This is a genomic window from Paraburkholderia sp. BL6669N2, assembly GCF_003387275.1.
Classification (GTDB): Bacteria; Pseudomonadota; Gammaproteobacteria; order Burkholderiales; family Burkholderiaceae; genus Paraburkholderia.
On the sequence record NZ_QUNA01000001.1, the window covers coordinates 94955 to 114774 of the forward strand.

General features: G+C 63.7%; 14 protein-coding genes, 1 pseudogene and 1 riboswitch. Of the genes and pseudogenes, 12 read left to right on the plus strand and 3 right to left on the minus strand.

The window, feature by feature from the left end:
• The first annotated feature begins 102 nt into the window (after nt 1-102).
• Both B0G80_RS00405 and B0G80_RS00410 read left to right on the plus strand, forming a co-directional pair.
• Nucleotides 103-1008: a LysR substrate-binding domain-containing protein gene (locus B0G80_RS00405; protein ID WP_116116506.1), complete on the plus strand. Its 906-nt coding sequence runs from the start codon at nt 103-105 to the stop codon at nt 1006-1008.
• Nucleotides 1009-1112: 104 nt separating this feature from the next.
• On the plus strand, nt 1113-1742 hold the full coding sequence (locus B0G80_RS00410; protein WP_116119455.1) for a GNAT family N-acetyltransferase: 630 nt from the start codon (nt 1113-1115) through the stop codon (nt 1740-1742).
• A gap of 209 nt (nt 1743-1951) precedes the next feature.
• Here B0G80_RS00410 and B0G80_RS00415 read toward each other — a convergent pair whose 3' ends face one another.
• Together B0G80_RS00415 and B0G80_RS00420 are read right to left on the minus strand one after the other, a co-directional pair.
• Nucleotides 1952-2113, minus strand: coding sequence for a DUF1328 domain-containing protein (locus B0G80_RS00415; RefSeq protein ID WP_007182451.1), 162 nt, complete (start codon nt 2111-2113; stop codon nt 1952-1954).
• 399 nt (nt 2114-2512) lie between these two features.
• The gene (locus B0G80_RS00420) at nt 2513-3385 is read right to left on the minus strand and encodes a spherulation-specific family 4 protein (RefSeq protein ID WP_116116508.1); all 873 of its coding nucleotides are present in this window, start codon (nt 3383-3385) and stop codon (nt 2513-2515) included.
• Between the two features lie 54 nt (nt 3386-3439).
• Nucleotides 3440-3519, minus strand: a riboswitch (cyclic di-GMP riboswitch).
• A gap of 640 nt (nt 3520-4159) precedes the next feature.
• Between B0G80_RS00420 and B0G80_RS00425 the strand changes: the two genes are divergently transcribed.
• The 10 genes and pseudogenes from B0G80_RS00425 to B0G80_RS00470 all read left to right on the plus strand — a co-directional run bounded on the left by B0G80_RS00425 (nt 4160) and on the right by B0G80_RS00470 (nt 18871).
• Nucleotides 4160-6958 (plus strand): sugar ABC transporter, encoded by a 2799-nt coding sequence (locus B0G80_RS00425; RefSeq protein ID WP_116116509.1) that lies wholly within the window; start codon nt 4160-4162, stop codon nt 6956-6958.
• The gene (locus tag B0G80_RS00430) at nt 6948-10907 is read left to right on the plus strand and encodes a tetratricopeptide repeat protein (RefSeq protein ID WP_116116511.1); all 3960 of its coding nucleotides are present in this window, start codon (nt 6948-6950) and stop codon (nt 10905-10907) included. The genes B0G80_RS00425 and B0G80_RS00430 overlap by 11 nt, the downstream gene beginning before the upstream one ends.
• Nucleotides 10908-10944: 37 nt before the next feature.
• A complete protein-coding gene (locus B0G80_RS00435) occupies nt 10945-11496 on the plus strand; it encodes a penicillin-binding protein activator LpoB (protein ID WP_116116513.1) in 552 nt (183 codons plus the stop codon).
• A 90-nt stretch (nt 11497-11586) separates the two neighbouring features.
• Nucleotides 11587-13014 (plus strand): annotated as a pseudogene (locus B0G80_RS00440) (PelD GGDEF domain-containing protein).
• Nucleotides 13007-14017 (plus strand): hypothetical protein, encoded by a 1011-nt coding sequence (locus tag B0G80_RS00445; protein WP_116116516.1) that lies wholly within the window; start codon nt 13007-13009, stop codon nt 14015-14017. The pseudogene B0G80_RS00440 and the gene B0G80_RS00445 overlap by 8 nt, the downstream one beginning before the upstream one ends.
• Nucleotides 14014-15666: a GT4 family glycosyltransferase PelF gene (gene pelF / locus B0G80_RS00450; protein WP_116116517.1), complete on the plus strand. Its 1653-nt coding sequence runs from the start codon at nt 14014-14016 to the stop codon at nt 15664-15666. Before B0G80_RS00445 ends, pelF begins: the two co-directional genes overlap by 4 nt.
• The gene (pelG, locus tag B0G80_RS00455; protein WP_116116519.1) at nt 15666-17039 is read left to right on the plus strand and encodes an exopolysaccharide Pel transporter PelG; all 1374 of its coding nucleotides are present in this window, start codon (nt 15666-15668) and stop codon (nt 17037-17039) included. Before pelF ends, pelG begins: the two co-directional genes overlap by 1 nt.
• A gap of 102 nt (nt 17040-17141) precedes the next feature.
• On the plus strand, nt 17142-18053 hold the full coding sequence (locus tag B0G80_RS00460) for an endo alpha-1,4 polygalactosaminidase (RefSeq protein WP_309568735.1): 912 nt from the start codon (nt 17142-17144) through the stop codon (nt 18051-18053).
• A gap of 249 nt (nt 18054-18302) precedes the next feature.
• Nucleotides 18303-18653, plus strand: a complete 351-nt coding sequence (locus tag B0G80_RS00465) for a hypothetical protein (protein ID WP_116116523.1) — start codon at nt 18303-18305, stop codon at nt 18651-18653.
• Nucleotides 18653-18871 carry a hypothetical protein gene (locus tag B0G80_RS00470; protein WP_106284972.1) on the plus strand — a complete coding sequence of 73 codons (219 nt, stop codon included), beginning with the start codon at nt 18653-18655 and terminating at the stop codon, nt 18869-18871. Before B0G80_RS00465 ends, B0G80_RS00470 begins: the two co-directional genes overlap by 1 nt.
• Nucleotides 18872-19133: 262 nt before the next feature.
• On the opposite strand, the gene B0G80_RS00475 is transcribed toward B0G80_RS00470, so the two are convergent.
• Nucleotides 19134-19751: a LysE/ArgO family amino acid transporter gene (locus B0G80_RS00475; RefSeq protein ID WP_116116525.1), complete on the minus strand. Its 618-nt coding sequence runs from the start codon at nt 19749-19751 to the stop codon at nt 19134-19136.
• Between the last annotated feature and the right edge of the window lie 69 nt (nt 19752-19820).

Consider the following 19820-nt stretch of genomic DNA (forward strand, 5'->3'; position numbering starts at 1 on the left):
GTCGGCGAGTTGGCGTTCGTTCGGGGTTCGTCATTGCTATCTTATCGGTGCTCGCGGTATTAAGATAAGTTGATATTTCTTATGCCGACTTCAAGAACCTTTATGACCCGAGATCTCGACAGCAGCCTGCTGCGCGCCTTTGTCACCGTGGCGGAGACGGGCGCGGTGGGCGTGGCGGCGACGCGCCTCGCGCGCACCCAGGCCGCGGTGAGCATGCAACTGCGCCGGCTCGAAGACGAACTCGGGCAGCGCTTGCTCGACCGCTCGCCGCGCGGTGTGCAACTCACCGAAGCGGGACATCTGCTGTTGCCCTATGCCCACACGATACTCGGCGCGGGCGCCGATGCGCGCCGCGCGTTGAGCGCGGGGCAGGTGTCCGGCACCGTGCGGCTCGGCATGCTGGAGGACATTGCGGTCGGCCGATTGCCGCGAGCGTTGCGGCGCTTTTCGATTGCTTATCCGCAAGTGGCGTTGGAGATCGTCGTCGACAGCAGTGCGGCGCTGTCGAACCGGCTCGCGGATGGCAGCCTCGATGTAGTGGTCGGCGATCCGGCGCTGGTCGACGCGGCGCCGCATCTCACGTGGAAGCAGCCGCTCTTCTGGGTCGGCGCGCGCGGCTTCAACCGCGACGCGCAGGCGGCGTTGCCGGTAGTGGCCTTCGGCGACGCGTGCCTGTGGCAGCAGCAGGTGTTGACGGCGTTGCGGCGCGCGGGGATCGCGTGGCGCATCGTGTGCACGAGCACGAGTCTGCCGGCCGTGCAATCCGCGGTTGAAGCCGGGCTCGGTGTGTCCGTGCTGCTCGACGGCAACATTCGCTCGGAGTCCATGCGCGTGCTCGGCCAGGCCGACGGTTTGCCCGACGCGCCCACCGCGGACTTCGGTCTCTTCATGCGCGAGGTTTCCGGCGCGCAGGCGGCCGCCGTGCAAACCTTGCAAACGTTCCTCTGCGAGGAATTGCATCTCGGTCTGCGCGAAGGCGAACCACAGCTTGCGCCGGCCTTAAGCTAACGCGTCCGCAGCGGCTCTCATGTGAGTTTTTACGACATTTTTTCTTGAGACGCACCCACGCGAAATCTACACTTCGGGCATCTTGATACCGCGAGGTGCTCAACGTGAAGCGACGTGCAGCGAAGCAACAATCCGTTCGTATCGACTACGTGTATCACGGCGTGGGCCGTGTCGAATTGCGCCGCTTCGATCCGGCTCGCGATTCGTTCGTCGCATTGACGGCGCTGTTGCATCGGGCCTTCACACCGCTCGGCGCGATGGGCCTCAATTGCACGTGCGTGGATCAGACCGTCGAGACGACACGCCTGCGCGCAACGCGCGGCGATTGCTACGTGGCGGTGTGCGACGGGCGCATCGTCGGTACGATGACCCTCTACGCGGCAGATCCTGGATCGGCGTGCGAGCTATACCGGCGCGACGGTATCGCGAGCGTGCGACAGTTCGCGGTTGGGCCCGCGTGGCAGGCGCGCGGTATCGGTACGTTGCTGATTGCCTTCGCCGATCATTGGGCCGCGACGCGCGGTTATGCGGAGCTTGCTCTCGATACGCCGCAACCGGCCGCGCATCTGATTGCGTTTTATCGTGGGCAGGGGTTTCGCATCATCGATTTCGTACGCTTCGATGGCAAGAATTACGACAGTGCGATCCTGAGCAAGCCGTCGGTGGCGACGCGTACGCTCGCTAACTGGTCGCATCGGTTGAGTGCGCGTGCGCCGATTGCGCGCGCGGCGTGAAGACAAGGAAGGTCCAACGAAGCGATAAAGAAAACGAGGAAGTGGTGCAGTGCAATGCTGGGTGAAAACGTTTGAATGCAGGGCTAGCCTGAAGTGAGAACCCCGGCGCGGTCAGCAACAATTGCAATACGGTACGGCAAGTATTGCAACGGAGTGCCGGTTTGCGCGCCGGGGCAAGTGTGACTCAACCTAGACAGTCGACGCGTTCATCAGCGTCGCATCACGCCCATCAGCAAGGTAACGAGGAAGATCACCACGAAGATGAAGAACAGGACCTTGGCGATTTCAGTCGCGCCTGCGGCAATGCCGCCAAAGCCGAATACCGCGGCGATGATCGCGATGATGAAGAAGATTGCAGCGTATCGAAGCATGGGGCCTCCCACCGATGGATTGCTGGATTAAATGGAAAACGGCGACTCGTTGTGGGCACTGCGTGCTTTGACGGGTTATTTGCCGGCGAGCGGAATAGAGCAATAGGTGTGCCCAGACCGAACGCGCCAGAGGGAGACCGCGCGCATGGTGGCGGCAGCGTCGCGTTTCTGCCCGGTCGCGTGATGCACGGCGTCAAGGCTGATCTGTCGCGGCGGCGGAGATAACCCGATCAGGTGGAAAGCGATCCGCTATACCGCGAGTACGTTCTGCGGTTGTCGGAACGGATGGGTGTGTTCTGGTCACGATCACGACGCGGCGGCTGCGTCGTTCACGAACTGCAGCGGCCGGCCACGCCGGCCGCTGCAGACGTCATATCGATGTCGATATAAGTCAGCTCATCAACGCGCGGCGGCGCCTGTGACTTCATCGTTCCAGTAGGGCGGTAATGCCTTATACGGATTGCCGCCGGCGAGCGACGTGACATACACGCCGCCCGCGCCATGCGTCTTCGCGTATTGCACAACACCCGGCAACTGGGCAGCGGTCGCGCCGTACACCATGTGCACGAAGCGGCTCTTCGGATAGGCGGCCTGCCAGCTCATCGGCTGATATTTCGCGTAGCTCTTCGCGGTACTTTCGAATACGACGAACTGGTCGGCCGTCGGCAAGCTCGCGTAAAGCTCGGGAATGTTGGTGCCCGGATTGGCCGTCACCGAGTAGGTGGCGTTCAATCCTTTGATGTAGTTGTAGATCGACTGATAGAACTGAATGTGCGACATCTGGCTGTCGGACGTCATCTCGTCGATGAAGAAGCCGTCCACCTTATACATCGCGACGTAGGCGTTGATGTCGGTCACGACCGCGGAAAGCGAGCGCTTGCCGTACGAGGTGGAGATATAGCCCAGCACCTTGCCGCCGGCGGCGCGAAGCTTGGCGGCGGCCGCCGCGTAGTTGGGATCTTCCTTGGCGCCAGGGCCGCTGTTGGGATTCAGGATGGCCGTGGTCGGCACCTTGCGCGCCGAGGTCACGAGACTGTTCCAGTTCGCGACGCTGCTGGTGGCATTGAAGTAGGAAGGTACGACGAGACTGGTGGTTGTCGTGGTCGTCGTGGTGGCCGCGAAGGCGGTGCCGTTCAGGCAACCCACAACTAGCAGGCCCGCGATCAGTCCGGCCCGTTTCAGACTTCTACCTGTGCGGCCCAAAAGACGGATTGCTTCCGCCGATTCCGAAGCCACAAACGCAACTGCACCCATTCCCCGATTGTCCAGCATGTAGCCTCCTGACGCGGTGTGGTCACCGCTGTCGATTGGCCCGCCGTGGATACGGCGGGCAACTGGCAAACTCCCGCGAGGGAGTCCCTGTAGTTTTGCGTCGCCGGATCGCTCCGGGTTTGCCCAAACTGCGCTTACGGCATCCCCTGAATTTTCTTTAGGGGGCCGATTTATTTATTCGCAGCATTCGAATCGAATGCCCGAGAAGGATATCGGAAAATTAATTTCTGTCTACGCATTTCGGTACTTATTGCTGGGTGCGGTGTCGACCGCGAGGCGGCGAGCGGTCATATGCACGTGTTAGACAGGCCTTAAAAAAATTTGGGCGATTTGAAAAATACCGCAGCGCGTGTTTGTAATTTAATGATCGGAAGAATTAGCGCCGACGAGCATGATCGGAACACTCTGCGGCGATTTTCCAACACGTCGCCGATTCGCTTGACGAATTAATTTCAGGCAGCGCCGTCATTACTATTCGGCTCGCAGAGGCGCGCAATCGTTTGCCTTTGAATTCAAGCGGATGCATTTGCCTTTATTTAACTATCGGGATTCACGCAACGGCGTAAGCGAGCTTGAGACACCCCATGTCATGTGATATCTTCCACCGCCTTACCAGTAAACAAACAAAAAGTCGGTATCGCATCCGCCGCAACGCTACTTTTGCGCGATGTAAATAATGCCGACGGGCCGGCTAGAAAATCCGCAAGCGGAAACTTTCTCCCCATAGGGAGAACGCCGCTCGCGTTCAGACTGAACGGGGAAAAGATTTTGGCGATGAAGAAGCGGACCCGGGCATGCGCCGGCGGGGACTCTTGCGGGGTTGTCGAACGTGCGGGCGAAAGATTTCTTACGCGAACCTTGATTGCGGTAGTGCTTGGCGCGGCCGGTATTGCACCGCTTGCTGCACACGCGGTGACTCAAGCAGCGACGCAGGCTGAAGCTGCACCGTTGCAGTCCGCTGCGGCGGCTCACTCCGCCGCGTCTCAACCGAACCTCGCTTTCTTCTATGCAGCCAATCCGCCTGTCGGCGAATTGCAAGCATTCGACGCCGTCGTGGTCGACCCCGCCACGGGTTTCGAACCGGCGGCTCATCCGCTGGCGCACACCACGTGGATCGCGCGCACCAGTGGCGCCGAGTCCGCCGGTTCGGCCGAGGCGTTCCTCTCCAGTCAGATCGAGCCGTTGTGGCAGCGCGGCTATCGTGGCTTTCTGCTCGACACGCCCGTGGCTGTGGCCGCAGCCGGCCGCATTCATCAAGCTCATCCAGACGCGCGCCTCGTAGCGGCTGGCGCCGACGTCATGCGCAATGCGCTGCCAGTGGCGCAGTCGCTCTATGCGGTAGTCGGCGATTCGCTGGTGCGCGGTATCAACGACAGCGGCCAGCTTCTGGAAGTCCCGGAAGCGTTGCGCGCACAACGCATTGCGGATGCACGCGCGTTCACGCAACAAAGCGGTGTGCCGGTGGTGTCCGTGGAATATTGCGCGCGCAACGACCGCGAATGCGCCCGCGAGACCGCCGCGCGCGTCGTGTCGGCCGGCATGCTGCCTTACGTGACGAGCACGGCACGCGACGTGGTCGGCATCGGCAAGATCGAGGTCCTGCCGCGCAAGATTCTCGTCGTGCAGGACCGCGATACCAAAGATCCGCTCGACCTGAGCGCCGGCGTGCGCGATCTGGCCACGCCGCTCAACTATATGGGTTACGACGTCGAGTACGCCGACTTCTCGTCGCGTCTGCCCGACGCCATTACGCCGGACCGTTACGCCGGTGTCGTCGCGTGGATCCAGCGCGGCGCGGTGCCGGATCCCGAGGCGTGGCAACGCTGGGTCGCGGCTCGCATGGCGGATCACGTGCCTGTCGCCTTCCTCGGCGCGTTCGGTTTCGACGCGGCCGGTTCGGCAGGCGCGGCGCTCGATCTGCAAGCCGTGGGCGGCACGCTGGCCGCGCCGGTCACGGTGGTCAAGAGCGACCCGATGGTCGGCTTCGAAATCAGCCCGAAGCCCGAACCGCGCGATCTGCAAGGCGTGCGCGTGGGCTCGCGCAGCCAGTCGTTGCTGCGTGTTTCGGCCAACGGCGTGCTGGTCGATCAGGTCGCGCTCACACCGTGGGGCGGCTACGCGCTCAGTCCGTACACGGTGGCTTCGCTCGACAGCATCGAGCAGGAACGCTGGGCGATCCAGCCCATGGCGTTCATGAAAGCCGCACTGCATTTGCAGGACATGCCGTCGCCGAGCGTCACGACTGAAAACGGCCAGCGTCTGCTCATGTCCCACGTGGACGGCGACGGCTTCGCCTCGCGCGCCGAATTCCCCGGCCCCGACTATTCCGGCGAAGCGCTATACCAGCAGATCTTCACCCGCTATCAGGTGCCGATGACGCTCTCGGTGATCGAAGGCGAAGTGGGTCCCAAGGGGCTGCATCCGGATATCTCGCCGCGTCTCGAAGAGATCGCGCGCAAGATGTTCGCGCTGCCGAACGTCGAAATCGGCACGCACACGTACTCGCATCCGTTCCAGTGGGAGCAGGTGGACGGCAAGACCGGCGCACAGGTGGATCGCGGAGGCGGCGACGCGGCGTTCTCGCTGAACATTCCGGGGTATCACTTCAATATCGACCGCGAGATCACCGGTTCGATCGACTACATCAACACGCGCCTGGCGCCGCCCGGAAAGAAGACCGTGCTGTTGCAATGGTCGGGCGACTGCCGTCCGCCGGGTTTCGTCGTGCGCAAGGTGTACGAAGCCGGGGTCTACAACTTCAACGGCGGCGACACGGTCATCACCCGATCAGCCAACAGTTGGACCAATATCGCGCCGATCGGCGTGGACAAGGGGCCGGGCGCTTATCAGGTGTATGCGCCGAATCAGGACGAGAACGTTTATACGAACGACTGGCAGGGGCCGTTCTATGGCTTCACGCGCGTGCTCGAAACCTTCTCGATGACCGACAAGCCGCTGCGCTTCAAGCCGATCGACATCTACTACCACATGTATAGCGGCACCAAAGTGGCCTCGCTGCGCGCGCTCGACCAGATCTTTTCGACGGTGCTCAAGCAGCCGGTCATGCCGGTCTACGTGAGCGAGTACATCCGCAAGGTGCTCGACTGGCACACGTTCGCGGTGGCGAAAGAAGTGGGTCCGCAAGCCGGCGAGTGGCTCGTGCGCGGTAATGGCGAGGTGCGCGAATTGCACTGGCCGCAAGCAACCAAACCGGTGCTGGCCGGCGCATCGGGCGTGACCGGTTTTGCAACAGGCCCCGACGGCACCTATGTCCATATCGACGGCGGCAGCGCCCGCTTTGCGATCGGCGCTGTCGCGAACGCGGCGCCGTATATCGGCGAAGCCAACGGTTTCGTGCGCAATTTCCAGCGCACGGCACAGGGCATGCGTTTCGAGTTCGCCGGTCACTACCAGCCATTCGTCAAGCTGGCCAACGCGCAGCAGTGCAAGGTCAGCGTCGACAGGCAGGCTGTCGCCACGCGTCGCGAAGGCGAATTCCTGCGTTTCGATACGCGGGCTAACGTCGGATCCAAATTGAACTACCAGTCGATCGAGGTCGCTTGTGGTCGATAAACGCCCTCGCATCGCGCCCACGTGGCTCGTCCTGCTGCTCGCGGGCGTCGTGTTGATCACGCTCTATCTCGTGCATCCGCGCGGCGGTCTGCGCAGCCGGATGACGTCGACCGACGCGCCGAGCGATCTCAGCATCGCGTATCTGGAAGCATGGCTGCGCGTGCAGCCTGGCAACCCGGAAATCCTCTCGGTGCTCGGCACGCAGTACGTGCGTCTGGGCCGCAATGAGGACGCGCGCCGTATTGCTGCCCGCATGGAGGCGATTCCGGACGATCGCCTGCGCCGCGCGGCGCAGTTGCTTCGTCTGACCGTCGACACGCGCGAGACGTTCGCGCTGCCCGCCAACGATCCGGGCCGCGAGGCCGCGCTCGGCCGTTTGCGCACGCAGCTCACGAATGCGGCTGCGCTGACGTGGTCGAATGCCGATTTGCAGATGCTGGCTGAGGCGGCTGCGTCGGTGAATGCGCAGCAACTCGCCGGGCAGCTCTATGCTCGCCTCGCTGTACAGGACTCCGCGCAGCAAACGCGCTGGAACCGCGAAGTCGTGCGCTTTGCCATGTATGGCGGCGACTATCGCGGCGCGGCGAACGGCTGGTTCCGTTTGCAAGCCAGCGCGGCGACGTTCGATGCGAGACGTCAGTGCTTTATCGAAGGCATCAAGGCCTTGCAGTCGGGCAGTCTGCTCGATGACGCGCTTGCTGCCGCGGATCAACACGGTTCTGAATTCACGCACGATCGCGATACGCTCGTGGTGCTGCTGAATCTGGCGCGCGCGGCGCATCGTCCGGATCTCGTGGACCGTTACGCGAAGGCGCTGGCCGGCTATGCGCAGGCTCAGCCTGAAGAGGACGGCGCGCTGCGGCTCGTCGGCTTTATCCGCGAGCGTGCAAGTGAAGAGGGCGCGCAGGGGCAGTACGCCTATATGGATGGTCCGCAAGTTCGGGGCGGTTTTGCCATGCGCGCGAGTACCCATGGCTCGCGCGCGGTGGATGTCGTGCGCGTCGCGGCGTCCATCGCCGGGCCGGCGTCGGCGAAACCCGCGGCTGCACCGCCCGCCGCGTCGAACTCCGCCGCTTCCAACGACGTGCCGGGCCTCCTCTATCAGTCGTTCCTCGAATCGAGCGATCTGCCGAACGCTCAGCGCGTGGCGGCGGAGCAGGTCAGCAAGAACCCGGGTTCGCCGGTCTGGACCAGGCGCCTCGCTCAGGTCGCCGAATGGAATCACGCGTCGCCGCTCGCCTTGCAGATGTGGCTCGCTTACGCTCAAGCCACGCACGACCCCGAAGGCTGGAAAAACGTGATGCGCCTCGCGCCGATGCTCAACGACGACAACGCCTATCTGGCCGCGTTGATCCAGGCATCGAATGCTTCGCCCGGCGACCTGAAGCTGCTCGACTCCGTAGTCGCAGCTTACGAACGCCTCGGCCGTCCTGACGACGCGCTGGCATTCCTGCGCGGCCGCCAACGCAATTCGCCGGCGCAAGCGATCGACGCGCGTCTGGGTCAGCTCGCCGAGCGCTCGGGTCACGACGACGAAGCGCTGGCGTACTACCGCAAGCTGAACCAGCTTTATCCGTCGAACACGCAATACGCGCTGCGCACGGCGAGCCTTCTGTATCGTCACGGCGACTACAAGGGCGCGCTCGACACGCTGCTCGCCGCGCGCCGCGGCGCCAAGGACGACGACGTGCTGTTCTGGCGCAACGCCGCGCAGCTCGCGCGCCTGCTGCAGCGTGACGACATCGCGAACGACGCCTACAAGCATTTGCTGGCAAGCGGCCAGGCGGCGCCTGAGGATCTGAGCGCGATGACTTACTTCTACGACGCCTATCCGGTGGACGCGGCGCGTACGTCCGAGCTGCAGTTCCGCCGCGATCACTCGCAGCGCGCGCTGCAGAGCGCGATTCACTATTACACCGATGCCGGGCAATACGACCGCGTCGACGCTTTGCTAAAGAGCCTGACGCCCGAACAATTGGCGGCTGGCGAAGCCGACCCGGCATTCCTGCGCGTGCGGGCCGAATACTATCGCGAGATCGATCGTCCGCTCGACGCGCTGCACGATTTGCAGCACGCTGTGTCGCTGCCCGGCGCGACGCTCGACTTGCGCGCCGCACTGCTCTGGACGCTGGTGGACTACGGCAGCGAAGCGCAGTTGCGCGAGGCGGTCGCCGAATGGCGCGATGCGCCCGCGCAGGCGCCCGTTTTGTGGGGGCCGCTCGCCGCCGCGCAGATGCGTTTGAACCGGCCGGAAGCGGCGCTCAAGTATCTGCGCCTGCAGGCGGCCTCGATGTCGCGCGATCCGTTGTGGCAACTCGCCTACGCCGAGGCGCAGGAAATGGCGGGGCGCAGCGATCTCGCCTGGTCGATCCGCCGCAACGTCTGGCGCCAGATGCAGCAGGAAGAGGCCGAGGTTCGCGCCAACAGCGCGCAAGGCCAGATCGTGCTTCGCACGCGCGCCTCGGAGGGCGGCGAAGTGCGTGAGCAGATGCTCGGCCGCCGCGTCACGCTCGCGTCGATCTTCGAAAACGCGGACGTGTCGAAGGCTTTTCTGATCGATCTGCTCGCGAGCGACGCGGGCCGCAACGACAACGCCGAAGCCCGCCGCACATTGCTCGGCGACGCGGCCGGCCTGCCGCCCGCGCAGCCCGTGAAGACGCAAGCGGCGGCGAAGTCGCTGGATCAGGCGCAATTGACTTCGTCGGTGGCGCGCGACGTGGCGCTCGCCTGGGCGATGTCGCATGAAGCGAGTCCGCTGGCGAAGCGCTGGCTGGCTCGCCAGTACGCCGACGTGCTGATGCAGCCTTCGGAACAGTTGATCGCGATCGCGCTCGCTGAAAACGACAAGCCCGCGATGGAGCGTCTGCTCGACCAGCAAGGCGCACGCTTGCCGCTCTACAACCGTATCGATGCTTCGATCGCGGTGGATCGTCCGGGCGCGGCGGAAAACCTCGCGTTTCAGGGTCTGGAAGGTGCGCCCTACGATTCGGAGTTGCACAGCCGCCTGCAGCAAACCGCGCTGACCTGGCCGCAATCGCTCGACGCGACCGTGACCAGCTTCGTTGAACATCCGCTCGACTATATCGAGCAGACGTTGGCGGGCAGCATCAAGGTCGCCGATCTCTACATGGTCGGCGTGAACGGTGTCCAACGCTTTCAGCACTCGACGGATGAGTCGCAACTGACCAACGTGCCTTCGGTGGATCGTTCGGTGGAATTTTACGCGCGCCGTCAAACGTACGACACCGCCTTCATGGTGACCGCCGGCCGCCGCGAAGCACTCGACAGTTTTTATAGCGTGTCGGTGGGCGCGGAGTGGGGCAGGAACTCGCCGCTGTCGATCGCGCTGAAAGCGGGCCGCAATCAGACGGCACGCGAATCGCAGGCACTACTGGTCGGCGGCATGAAGGACAACGTGGTCGGCACGATCACGTATCGCGCGACGCAGCATCTGTATGCGACGGGCATGGTCGAAGCCGATCGTTTCTATAGCCAGGCGCGCAACTACCTCGGCAGCGGCGTGCTCTCGACGGGTGAGATCGGTTATCGGATCCGCACGAACTATCCGGACTTTACGGTGCGTCTGATCGGCACGCATGGCGACTACGGTGCGAGCGGCTCCGCCGACGGTCTGATTTCGCGGCTGATTCCGGCGAGCGCCGGGCCGGTCGATGCATCGACCTTCGTCCCGCAGACGTACTCGCAATACGGGGCGTTCTTCGGTTTCGGCAACGATCTGATCGACCAGTACACGCGCGCATGGCGGCCGTTTCTCGACGTCGGCGTGCTGCACGACTCGTTCCAGGGTTGGGGACCGTCGATCAGTCTGGGCCTCGCGGGCACCGTGTTCGGCGGCGATCACGCGGCACTCTTTTTCTCGCATCAGCGCGTCTCGCGTCTCGGCACGCCGGTGACCCAGATCGGCGCGCGCTATAGCTGGTTTTATTGAACCGGATTTCGCATAGTTATCCCAAGGAGAATTCTTCATGTACGGCATTAAACGATCGGCTCGTACGAGCGCTTGGTGTGTCGCGGCAGCCGCGCTGGCCCTGATGGTGAGCGCCTGCGGCACGGTGCGCCAGACTTCGGGCCCCGCGCTCGCGCGCGGCGACAAGGTGGCGGTGGTGTCGATCGCCAACTACACTGAAACGCCGGATGCCGGTCACAGCGCCGAGTCGATCGCGGCCAACACGCTGCGCGCGGGCGGGATCGCCGATGTGCGCATCGCGCCGGCCGATTCGAACCGCAACTCGCTGTTCGACACGACGCAGCGCGCCGACAGCGACAAGGCGCTCGAATGGGCGCGTTCGCAGAACGCCCGCTATGTGCTGTCCGGCGCGGTCGAGGAATGGCGCTACAAAACGGGCGTGGACGGCGAGCCGGTGGTCGGCGTCACGTTCGAACTGATCGACGTGTCGAACGGCGCCGTGGTGTGGAGCGCGACGGGCACGCGTACGGGCTGGAGCCGCTCGGGTCTGTCGAGCGTGGCGACCTCGCTGATCGCCAAGGTTCTGGCGCCGTTGCAAGCGCGTCAGTAAAAGCATCGATAAGCATATCCCCAAGGTTGCCTGTTTGCGCCCGAAGTGCGGGCCGCCAGCCGCAACCCGACATGTGAAAAGGAAATGGCCGTGAATACCGCAGCCGTGGAAAACAACCCAGGCGCCTCGAAGCCGCGCCATGCGCATCCGTTCGGCAATCTCGGACGCGTGCGCCGCTTTCTGGCGCCCGCGGTGGCGCGGCCGTTCGCGATCGTGGAGACTGTCGTGCTCGTGCTGGCCGTATTGGCCGTGGCCCGCTGGCTTCATCCTGAAGACCCGTTGCTGCTGCACAATGGTTTTCCGTGGCTGTGGCTGGCGTCGCTGCTGGTGGCCTTGCGCTACGGCAGCCTGCTCGGCCTGCTGAGCGGAGCGTTGATGCTCGGCGCGTGGGCGCTCTTTTATCCGCACGGCGGCCCGTTCCCCACACTGTATTTCGCGGGCGGTTTGATCCAGACGATTCTCGCCGGGCACTTCGGCGATACGTGGGGTAGCCGCGCCGAGCGCGCGTCCTCACTGAACGATTACCTGAACGACCGTCTCGTCGCGCTGACCAACAGTCACTATCTGATGCGGCTCTCGCACGAGCGGCTCGAAAAGGATTTGTTGTCGCGTCCGACCACGTTGCGCGATTCGATTACCGAGTTGCGCCGTCTGTCGGTCGCCACGGATACGGCACTCGCCGTGCCGGCCGCGGGCAAGGAAAACGATCCGCCGGGCGGCGATCCGCTCAGCGGCGCGAGCGGTCTGCTCGAATTTGTCGCGCAAGCCTGCCAGATTGAAGTCGCGGCATTGTATCCGGTGCATCACGGCAAGCTCGGCGCGCTGGCCATCGCGCGGATCGGCGACCCGTTCGAACTCGCCGTGCACGACGAACTCGTCACGCATGCGTTGAACACGCTGAGCGTCGCGCATCTGAAGAACGAAGACACGGTAGTGGCGGTCAGCCAGTACCTGGTGTGCGCGCCGCTCGTATCGGCGGACGGTGAACTGCGCGCGCTGCTCGTCGTCAAGCGCATGCCGTTCCTGTCGCTCAACTTCGACAACCTGCAATTGCTGCTGGTGCTGCTCGGCTATTACGCGGACGGCGTCGAGCATTCCGCATTCGTACAGCGCATTCTCGACCGCGTGCCGAACTGCCCGTATGAATTCGCACTCGACCTGAGCCGCCTCACGCGTCTTCAGCAGAAGGCGGGCGTGGCGTCGTCGCTCGTGGCGCTCGCGTTTCCGCGCGATGAAGAGGGCGACTCGCTGTTCGAGCACGTCATGCGCCGCCGCCGTTCACTCGACGTGATGTGGCCGGTGCAGACCGCGAAGCAGTCGGTGCTGGTGAATCTGATGCCGGCCACCGACACGACCGGCATCGACGGTTATCTCGCGCGGATCGAAGCCAGCCTGACGGCCCAGTTCAACAACCGACCTGGAACGCGCGCGCGTCGGCGTTCATACGCTCCACCTCGAGGGCGACGAGCCGGGCGCGGCGCTGATGCGTCTTCTCAACGAAGCGGCCTCGATGTCTAAGACCCTTTCTCTCATCGTCGGCGCGCTCGCGGCCGTGGTGGCCGTGATCGTGCAATATCTGGCGATCGCGAGCCTGCTGCAACCGGCCGGCGCGCTCGATCCGCTGCTGCGCTTTTTCGCGTTGCAGGCGTTGGCGGGACTCGCGGAGGCAGTCGCGTTCCGCTCGTGGCTGCCGTTGAATTACCGCGAGCCGCGCGGCGTTACGTTGCTGTTCCTGTGGCTCGCCTGCACCGTGGTGCCGCTGTTCGGCGGCCTAGTGGTGCTGATCAGTTGCGTGTGGGCGGCGCTCTTTCCGGGCAGCAAGGAGAGCGATCAACTCGCCGATGTGCCGCGCCCGGAATTCGTCACTTACCTGGTGTCGCGCGTGTCGCACGGCGGCGGCGCGCGTCTGCAGGCGCGCCTCGCCAACACTCAGGTGTCGCCTACCGACCGGCTGTCCGCGCTGGTGGCGATCCAGAACATGCCTACCCGCACCACGGGCACGTTGCTGCGCGAGTTGCTTGCCGATCCGCTCGAAGACATTCGCCTGATCGCTTACGGCACGCTGGATCACGCCGAAAACGAGATCATGCAGAAGATCTTCCGCACCAGCAAAGCGCTGGAAGCGGCCGATAACGACGCCGAGCGCCGCGCGCTCAACCGCCTGCTCGCCGAGTTGTACTTCGAACTCGTGTATCAGAACCTGGTGCAAGGCGCGGTTTACCGCCATACGTTGCAACAGGCCGACCGCTACGCGCAAGCGGCGCTCGAAACCGATCCAAGCGATGCCGCGCTGTGGCTGATTCGCGGCCGTCTGGCGCTGGCGAACGGCTTGCCCAATGCCGCGCATGAATACATTGGCCAGGCGCTCGCACTCGGTTTCCCGCGCGAACGGCTGGTGCCGTGGCTCGCGGAAGCCGACTTCCTGCGCGGCGACTACGCTCGCGTCAAGCAGCTTCTCGCATCGCTGGGCAATGCGGCCGCGTTGCCCACACTCAAACCGGTTGTGAAGTACTGGTCATGATGAAAGAACTCCCGATCCGCCGTGCCGCCGATGCCGATGTCTGCCTGCTGCTCGAAGGCACGTTCCCGTTCGTGCGTGGCGGCGTGTCGAGCTGGGTCAATGAAATGATCCGCTCCTACCCGGAGACCCGCTTCGCGATTGTGTTCATCGGCAGCCGGGAACAGGACTACAACGGCGCCGCGTATGCGCTGCCGGACAACGTGGTGCATATTGAAACGCACTTCCTGTACGAGCAGGTCGTGGCGGATTTTCAGCCGCGTGCCGTCGCCGGCGACACCGCGGCGTTCGCGCGCTCGCAGAGTTTGCACGACGCCTTGCGCGATCCGCGCAGCGGGCTGGATGTCGGCGCTCTGATGGCGAGCATGATTCCGATGCTCGGGGCGAATGGCGCGCTGAACGAAGAGCAGTTCCTGTCGAGCCGCGCGGCCTGGGACACGATCGTCGATCAATATCAGAAGTACTGTACCGATCCGTCGTTCACCGATTACTTCTGGACCGTGCGCATCATGCACAAGCCGCTGTGGCAGCTCGCGCGCGTCGCGGAGAAGCTGTTGCCGGCGAAGGTCTATCACACGGTATCGACGGGATACGGCGGCTTTCTCGGCGCGTTGATGCACTACCGCACGGGCCGTCCGCTGCTGATTTCCGAGCACGGCATCTACACGAAAGAGCGCAAGATCGACCTGTTGCAGAGCCAGTGGATTCGCGACAACCGCGGCGTGTTCGAACGCGATATTTCTCGCGTCAGCTATTTCCGCGAACTGTGGGTGCGTTTCTTCGAAGCGATCGGCAAGCTCGCGTACGACGCTGCTGACGATATCGTCGCGCTGTACGAAGCGAACCGTCAGCGCCAGATCACGGACGGCGCGCGCGCCGAGCGCACGCAATGCATTCCGAACGGCATCGACGTCGACGCGCTCGCGCCGCTGATAGCCGAACGCAAGCCGCGCTCGCACCGCGTGGTCGCGTTGATCGGCCGCGTGGTGCCGATCAAGGACATCAAGACCTTCGTTCGCGCGATCTTCATTGCGTCGCGCACCATGCCGGATCTCGAAGGCTGGATCATCGGGCCGGAAGAGGAAGATCCCGCTTACGCGCTCGAGTGCCGCGCGCTCGTGGAGAGTCTCGGCTTGAGCCGCAATGTGAAATTCCTCGGCTTCCAGCGCATCGACGACATGATGCCGCAGATCGACGTGATCGCGCTGACCTCGATCAGCGAGGCGCTGCCGCTGGTGGTGCTGGAAGGTTTCGCGGCCGGCGTGCCGGCCATCACGACGGACGTGGGCTCGTGCCGTCAACTGATCGAAGGCGCGGACGACGAAGATCGCGCGCTCGGCTCGGCGGGCATGGTGGTTCAACTCGCCGATCCGGCGGCCTTCGCGCAAGCCGTGCTGTCGCTGCTCGCCGACGAAACCCGCTGGCAGGCCGCGCAACAGGCCGGCCTCGCGCGCGTGCGCCGCTATTACACCAGGAAGCAGATGATCGACAGCTATCGCACGCTGTATGAGCGTCTCGCCGCCATGCCGGATCGCGAGCGCAACTATACGGCCGCCGATGCGGCGCGTTGCCCGATGCATCACGGCACCCAAGCAAAGGCGGAGCCGCACGCGAGTTCGGCGCAGCCCGTTCAATCGCAGGAGACACGCTGATGGCGGGTATCGGCTTCGAATTACGCAAAATCATGCGCCGCGACACGCTGGTGGGCGCGGCGCGCGCTTACGCCTACGCGGGCCTGATCAGTTCGGGACCGTTGATCCTGTCGATCTTCGGCATCCTGATCATCGGGCTGATCAGTCTGACCTCGGTAATTCCGAGTTTCGCGATCGTGCAGTTTCAGGTGTCGGTCACGTATCTGATCGCGCTCAGCCTGATTCTGACCGGGCCGCTACAACTGTCGTTCACGCGCTTCATTTCCGACCGGCTGTTCGAAAAGCGCGACGACCTTGTGCTGTCTAACTATAACGGCGTGGTGCTGGTGTCGTCGGTGCTGGCGAGCGTGGTCGCGCTGGTCGCGATGCTGGTGGGCTTTCGCGAGGAGCCGCTGATCTACCGTTTGCTGATGATTACGGGCTTCGTGGTGGTCAGCAATATCTGGATCGCCGTGATCTTTCTATCAAGCGTGAAGCAGTACCGGCAGATACTGATGGTGTTCGCGATCGGCTATGCATGCGTGGTGTGCCTCGCGCTCGCGTTGAACGGCTATGGACTGGTCGGCCTGCTCGGCGGCTTCGTGGCGGGGCACATCGTGCTGCTCGCCGGTCTGTCGGGTCTGATTTATCGTAACTACCGCAGCGAGCGTTTCGTTTCATTCGAAGTGTTCGAGCGGCGCTTCGCCTATCCGAGCCTCGCGCTCGTCGGTCTGCTATTCAATATCGGCGTGTGGCTCGACAAGTTCATGTTCTGGTACGCGCCGGGCACGGGCACGCACGTGATCGGACCGCTGAACGCGTCGGTGATTTACGACATTCCGATTTTTATCGCCTACGTGTGCGTGATGCCCGGCATGGCGACGTTCCTCGTGCGCATCGAGGCGGATTTCGTCGAGTACTACGACGCCTTCTACGACGCCGTGCGCAGCGGCGCGACGCTGCGCCATATCAACGAAATGCGCGACATGATGGTGGGCAGCGTGCGGGCCGGCCTGTATGAAATTATCAAAGTGCAGGCGGTCGTGCTGCTGCTGATCATCGCCTTCGGTGAGCGCGTGCTCGGCTCGCTCGGCATTTCGCCACTGTATATGCCGCTGCTTGTCGTCGACGTGGTGTCGGCGAGTCTGCAGGTGTTGCTGCTCGGTCTGCTCAACGTGTTCTTTTATCTCGACGGACGGCGTATGGTGCTGCGGCTCACGGGCGCATTCGTCGTGCTGAATGGACTCTTCACCGGTATCACGCTCAGGCTCGGGCCGGATTTCTACGGCTATGGATTTGCGCTGGCGTTGCTGGTCGTGGTGGTGGCAGCCGTGAAGGTGCTGGACCGCAAATTCATGTCATTGGAATACGAAACGTATATGTTGCGGGGTTGAAGGGCGATATATCGTTTCCGTGGCCGATCGACGGCATGATCGCGGAACACGCTTTCTTGCCGTCGACGGCGTTGCCTGAATAACATGACAGGGGAGCCGGATTTGTCCGAGCACGATCACGACCGACGTTTCAGCCTGCGCGCGCTGCTGCGTCATGTCAGCCGGTTCGCGCGCATGGCCGCGCTCGGCGCGCTGGCTTCGGTGGCGCACGCACAGAGCGCGGCGGACGCGCCAGCGGGACCGTCGGTAGCGCTGTACTACGGCACGAATCCGCCCGTCGAGGAACTGGCCGCATTCGATATCGTGGTGGTCGACCCCGACGCGCACTTCGATCCGCGCGCTCACGCGAGCGCGCATCCGGCGTGGTTCGCGTATGTGAGCGTCGGCGAGGTGAACCCGCATCGCGCGTATTACCACGCCATGCCGCGGCAGTGGCTGCCGGGCGTCAACGAGGCATGGGCCTCCCATGTGATCGATCAGACGGCCGCGCAATGGCCGGCGTTTTTCGTCGACAAGGTGATCGCGCCGTTATGGAAAAAGGGCTATCGCGGCTTCTTCCTCGACACGCTCGACTCCTACCACCTGATCGCCAAAACCGATGCCGCGCGCGCCGCGCAGGAAGCGGGGCTGGTGCGGGTCGTCCGCGCAATCAAGAAGCGTTATCCCGACGCGAAGCTGATTTTCAACCGCGGCTTCGAGATCTTGCCGCAGGTCCATGATCTCGCCTGCATGGTGGCGTTCGAATCGCTGTATCGCGGTTGGGATGCCGGCAAGCAGCGTTACACGGAAGTGCCGCAAGCCGATCGCGACTGGCTACTGATGCAGGCGGCAACGATCCGCGATCAATACAGGCTGCCGGTGCTGTCCATCGACTATTGCCCGCCCGCTGACGGCGCATGCGCGGCCGCCACCGCGGCACGGATTACGGAGGCCGGCTTCGTGCCTTACGTTACCGATGGCGGACTCGCGACAGTCGGCGTGGGTGCGGCCGGAACCGGCAACGCACGGCCGTGACAAGCGGATTGAATCAAGACGGCTTCTCTGCCTGCCAAAGCCCACTCACAGTTTGCTAGTCGCTCGCCATCCAGGCGGCGGCTAGGTTCTCATCCTCAGTACGCATGGGCGTCATGCCCGGAGCGCAAACTGCTCTGCGACGATCATTGGATTGCGCAAAAACCTGTATGGATGTACAGTGTCCTGCATGGAATCTCGTCGCGCTGCTGCAACGGCGGCGGCGCGTGCGGCGGAGCATAGGGAGAGAACATGTTTCGATTTTTGGGCTTGGGCATCATGCTGTGCGCGGCGGCTTCAACGGCAATGGCCGGCGAGCACTATGTCGAGGTCTGGAACCCACCGGAAGCGCGAGTTGGCAAGCCGCATTGCGCAGTCGTTGCCCGTCGGCCTGTCGCGAGTCGGCACATCGTTCCCCACGCAATGAAAGCTCGCACGCGCACCGCGCCGGCGCCGGTTGGGAGACTCGTCGCGAAATCGGATCGGCGGGAAAGCGTGCCTGCACACGCACCGGACATGTCCGAGATTCCGCGGCAGATCACGCCCGAGGGCAATGTGCTGCGAGTCAGCTCTGGAGGTGTCACGCCTGAGGTGACACGTTAATGGAGTCCCAGACTTATCACGGCTACACCGTCTGGGGTCACGCCATCTTGCAGCAGGAGGACATTTTGCAGCCCGAGCGGTACGGCGCAAGCGGGACCATCACGCTCGCCGGTAAGCTGGTCGAAGCGTCGGGCATTCTCGCCTACTTCGATACCGAAGACGAAGCGCAACGCGCGGGTCTCGAATGGGCGCGTGCGTGGATCGACAGTCACGGGTGAGCAGCGCGAATCCGACGCGTAGACTTCTGACTCGTCGAGCGCGACCACCGGCCGTGGTAAGGCGTTCATCGCACGCATGTGGAAAGCGTTTTTCGTAGCTCGAATGTTCTACGCGCGCCGCGGCTGCGTTGAAGGCGTCCGCCGCTCGGCTGCATCTAAGCGGGAACGCTATATACGGTTCGCCGTGGCGCAGGGCGCTCCGTACTGGCGGGCCGGCTGTGTGCTCACCGACATCGTGGAACGACGACCGCGCCCACGCCGCTTACCGCAACTGTGTCACCGCGAGCAGGAGCACCATGCTGCCGATCGCGCCATCCAGCACGCGCCATGCCGTCGCCCGCTTGAAGAGCGGCGCGAGAGCGCGCGCACCGTAACCCAGACCGATGAACCAGATTCCGCTGACGGCCATCGCCCCCAGCGCAAAGGCGACCCGCGCGCCTTCGGGTTCGCGTGCGCCGGCCGTGCCGATCAGCAGGAACGTGTCGAGGTACACGTGCGGATTGAGCCATGTGAACGCGAGCGTCATCAGAATGATCGGCACGGCGCGCTGCACGGGTGCCGCGCCGACGTTCTCGCCATCCAGCACCGCATGCTCCGGCCGCACCGCGCGTCGCAATGCATTGATCCCAAACCACGCCAGATAGGCGAGCCCGACGTACAGCATCGCGTGGACGAACAGGGGATAGCGCTCGACCAGCACCGATGCGCCGCCCACGCCCGCGCCGATCAGAATGAAGTCCGACAAGGCGCACAGCACGACGATTTTGCCGACATGCGAGCGCATGATGCCCTGACGCAGCACGAAGGCGTTCTGCGCGCCGATGGTCACGATCAGGGATGCGCACAAGGCGGCGCCGTGGGAAAGAGACAGCCAGTTCATAATCGATCCAGTAGACGGGAGCCGCGAACGAAGCTAGTCTGCGGGTTTGCCGATCATAAGAGAAGCTAA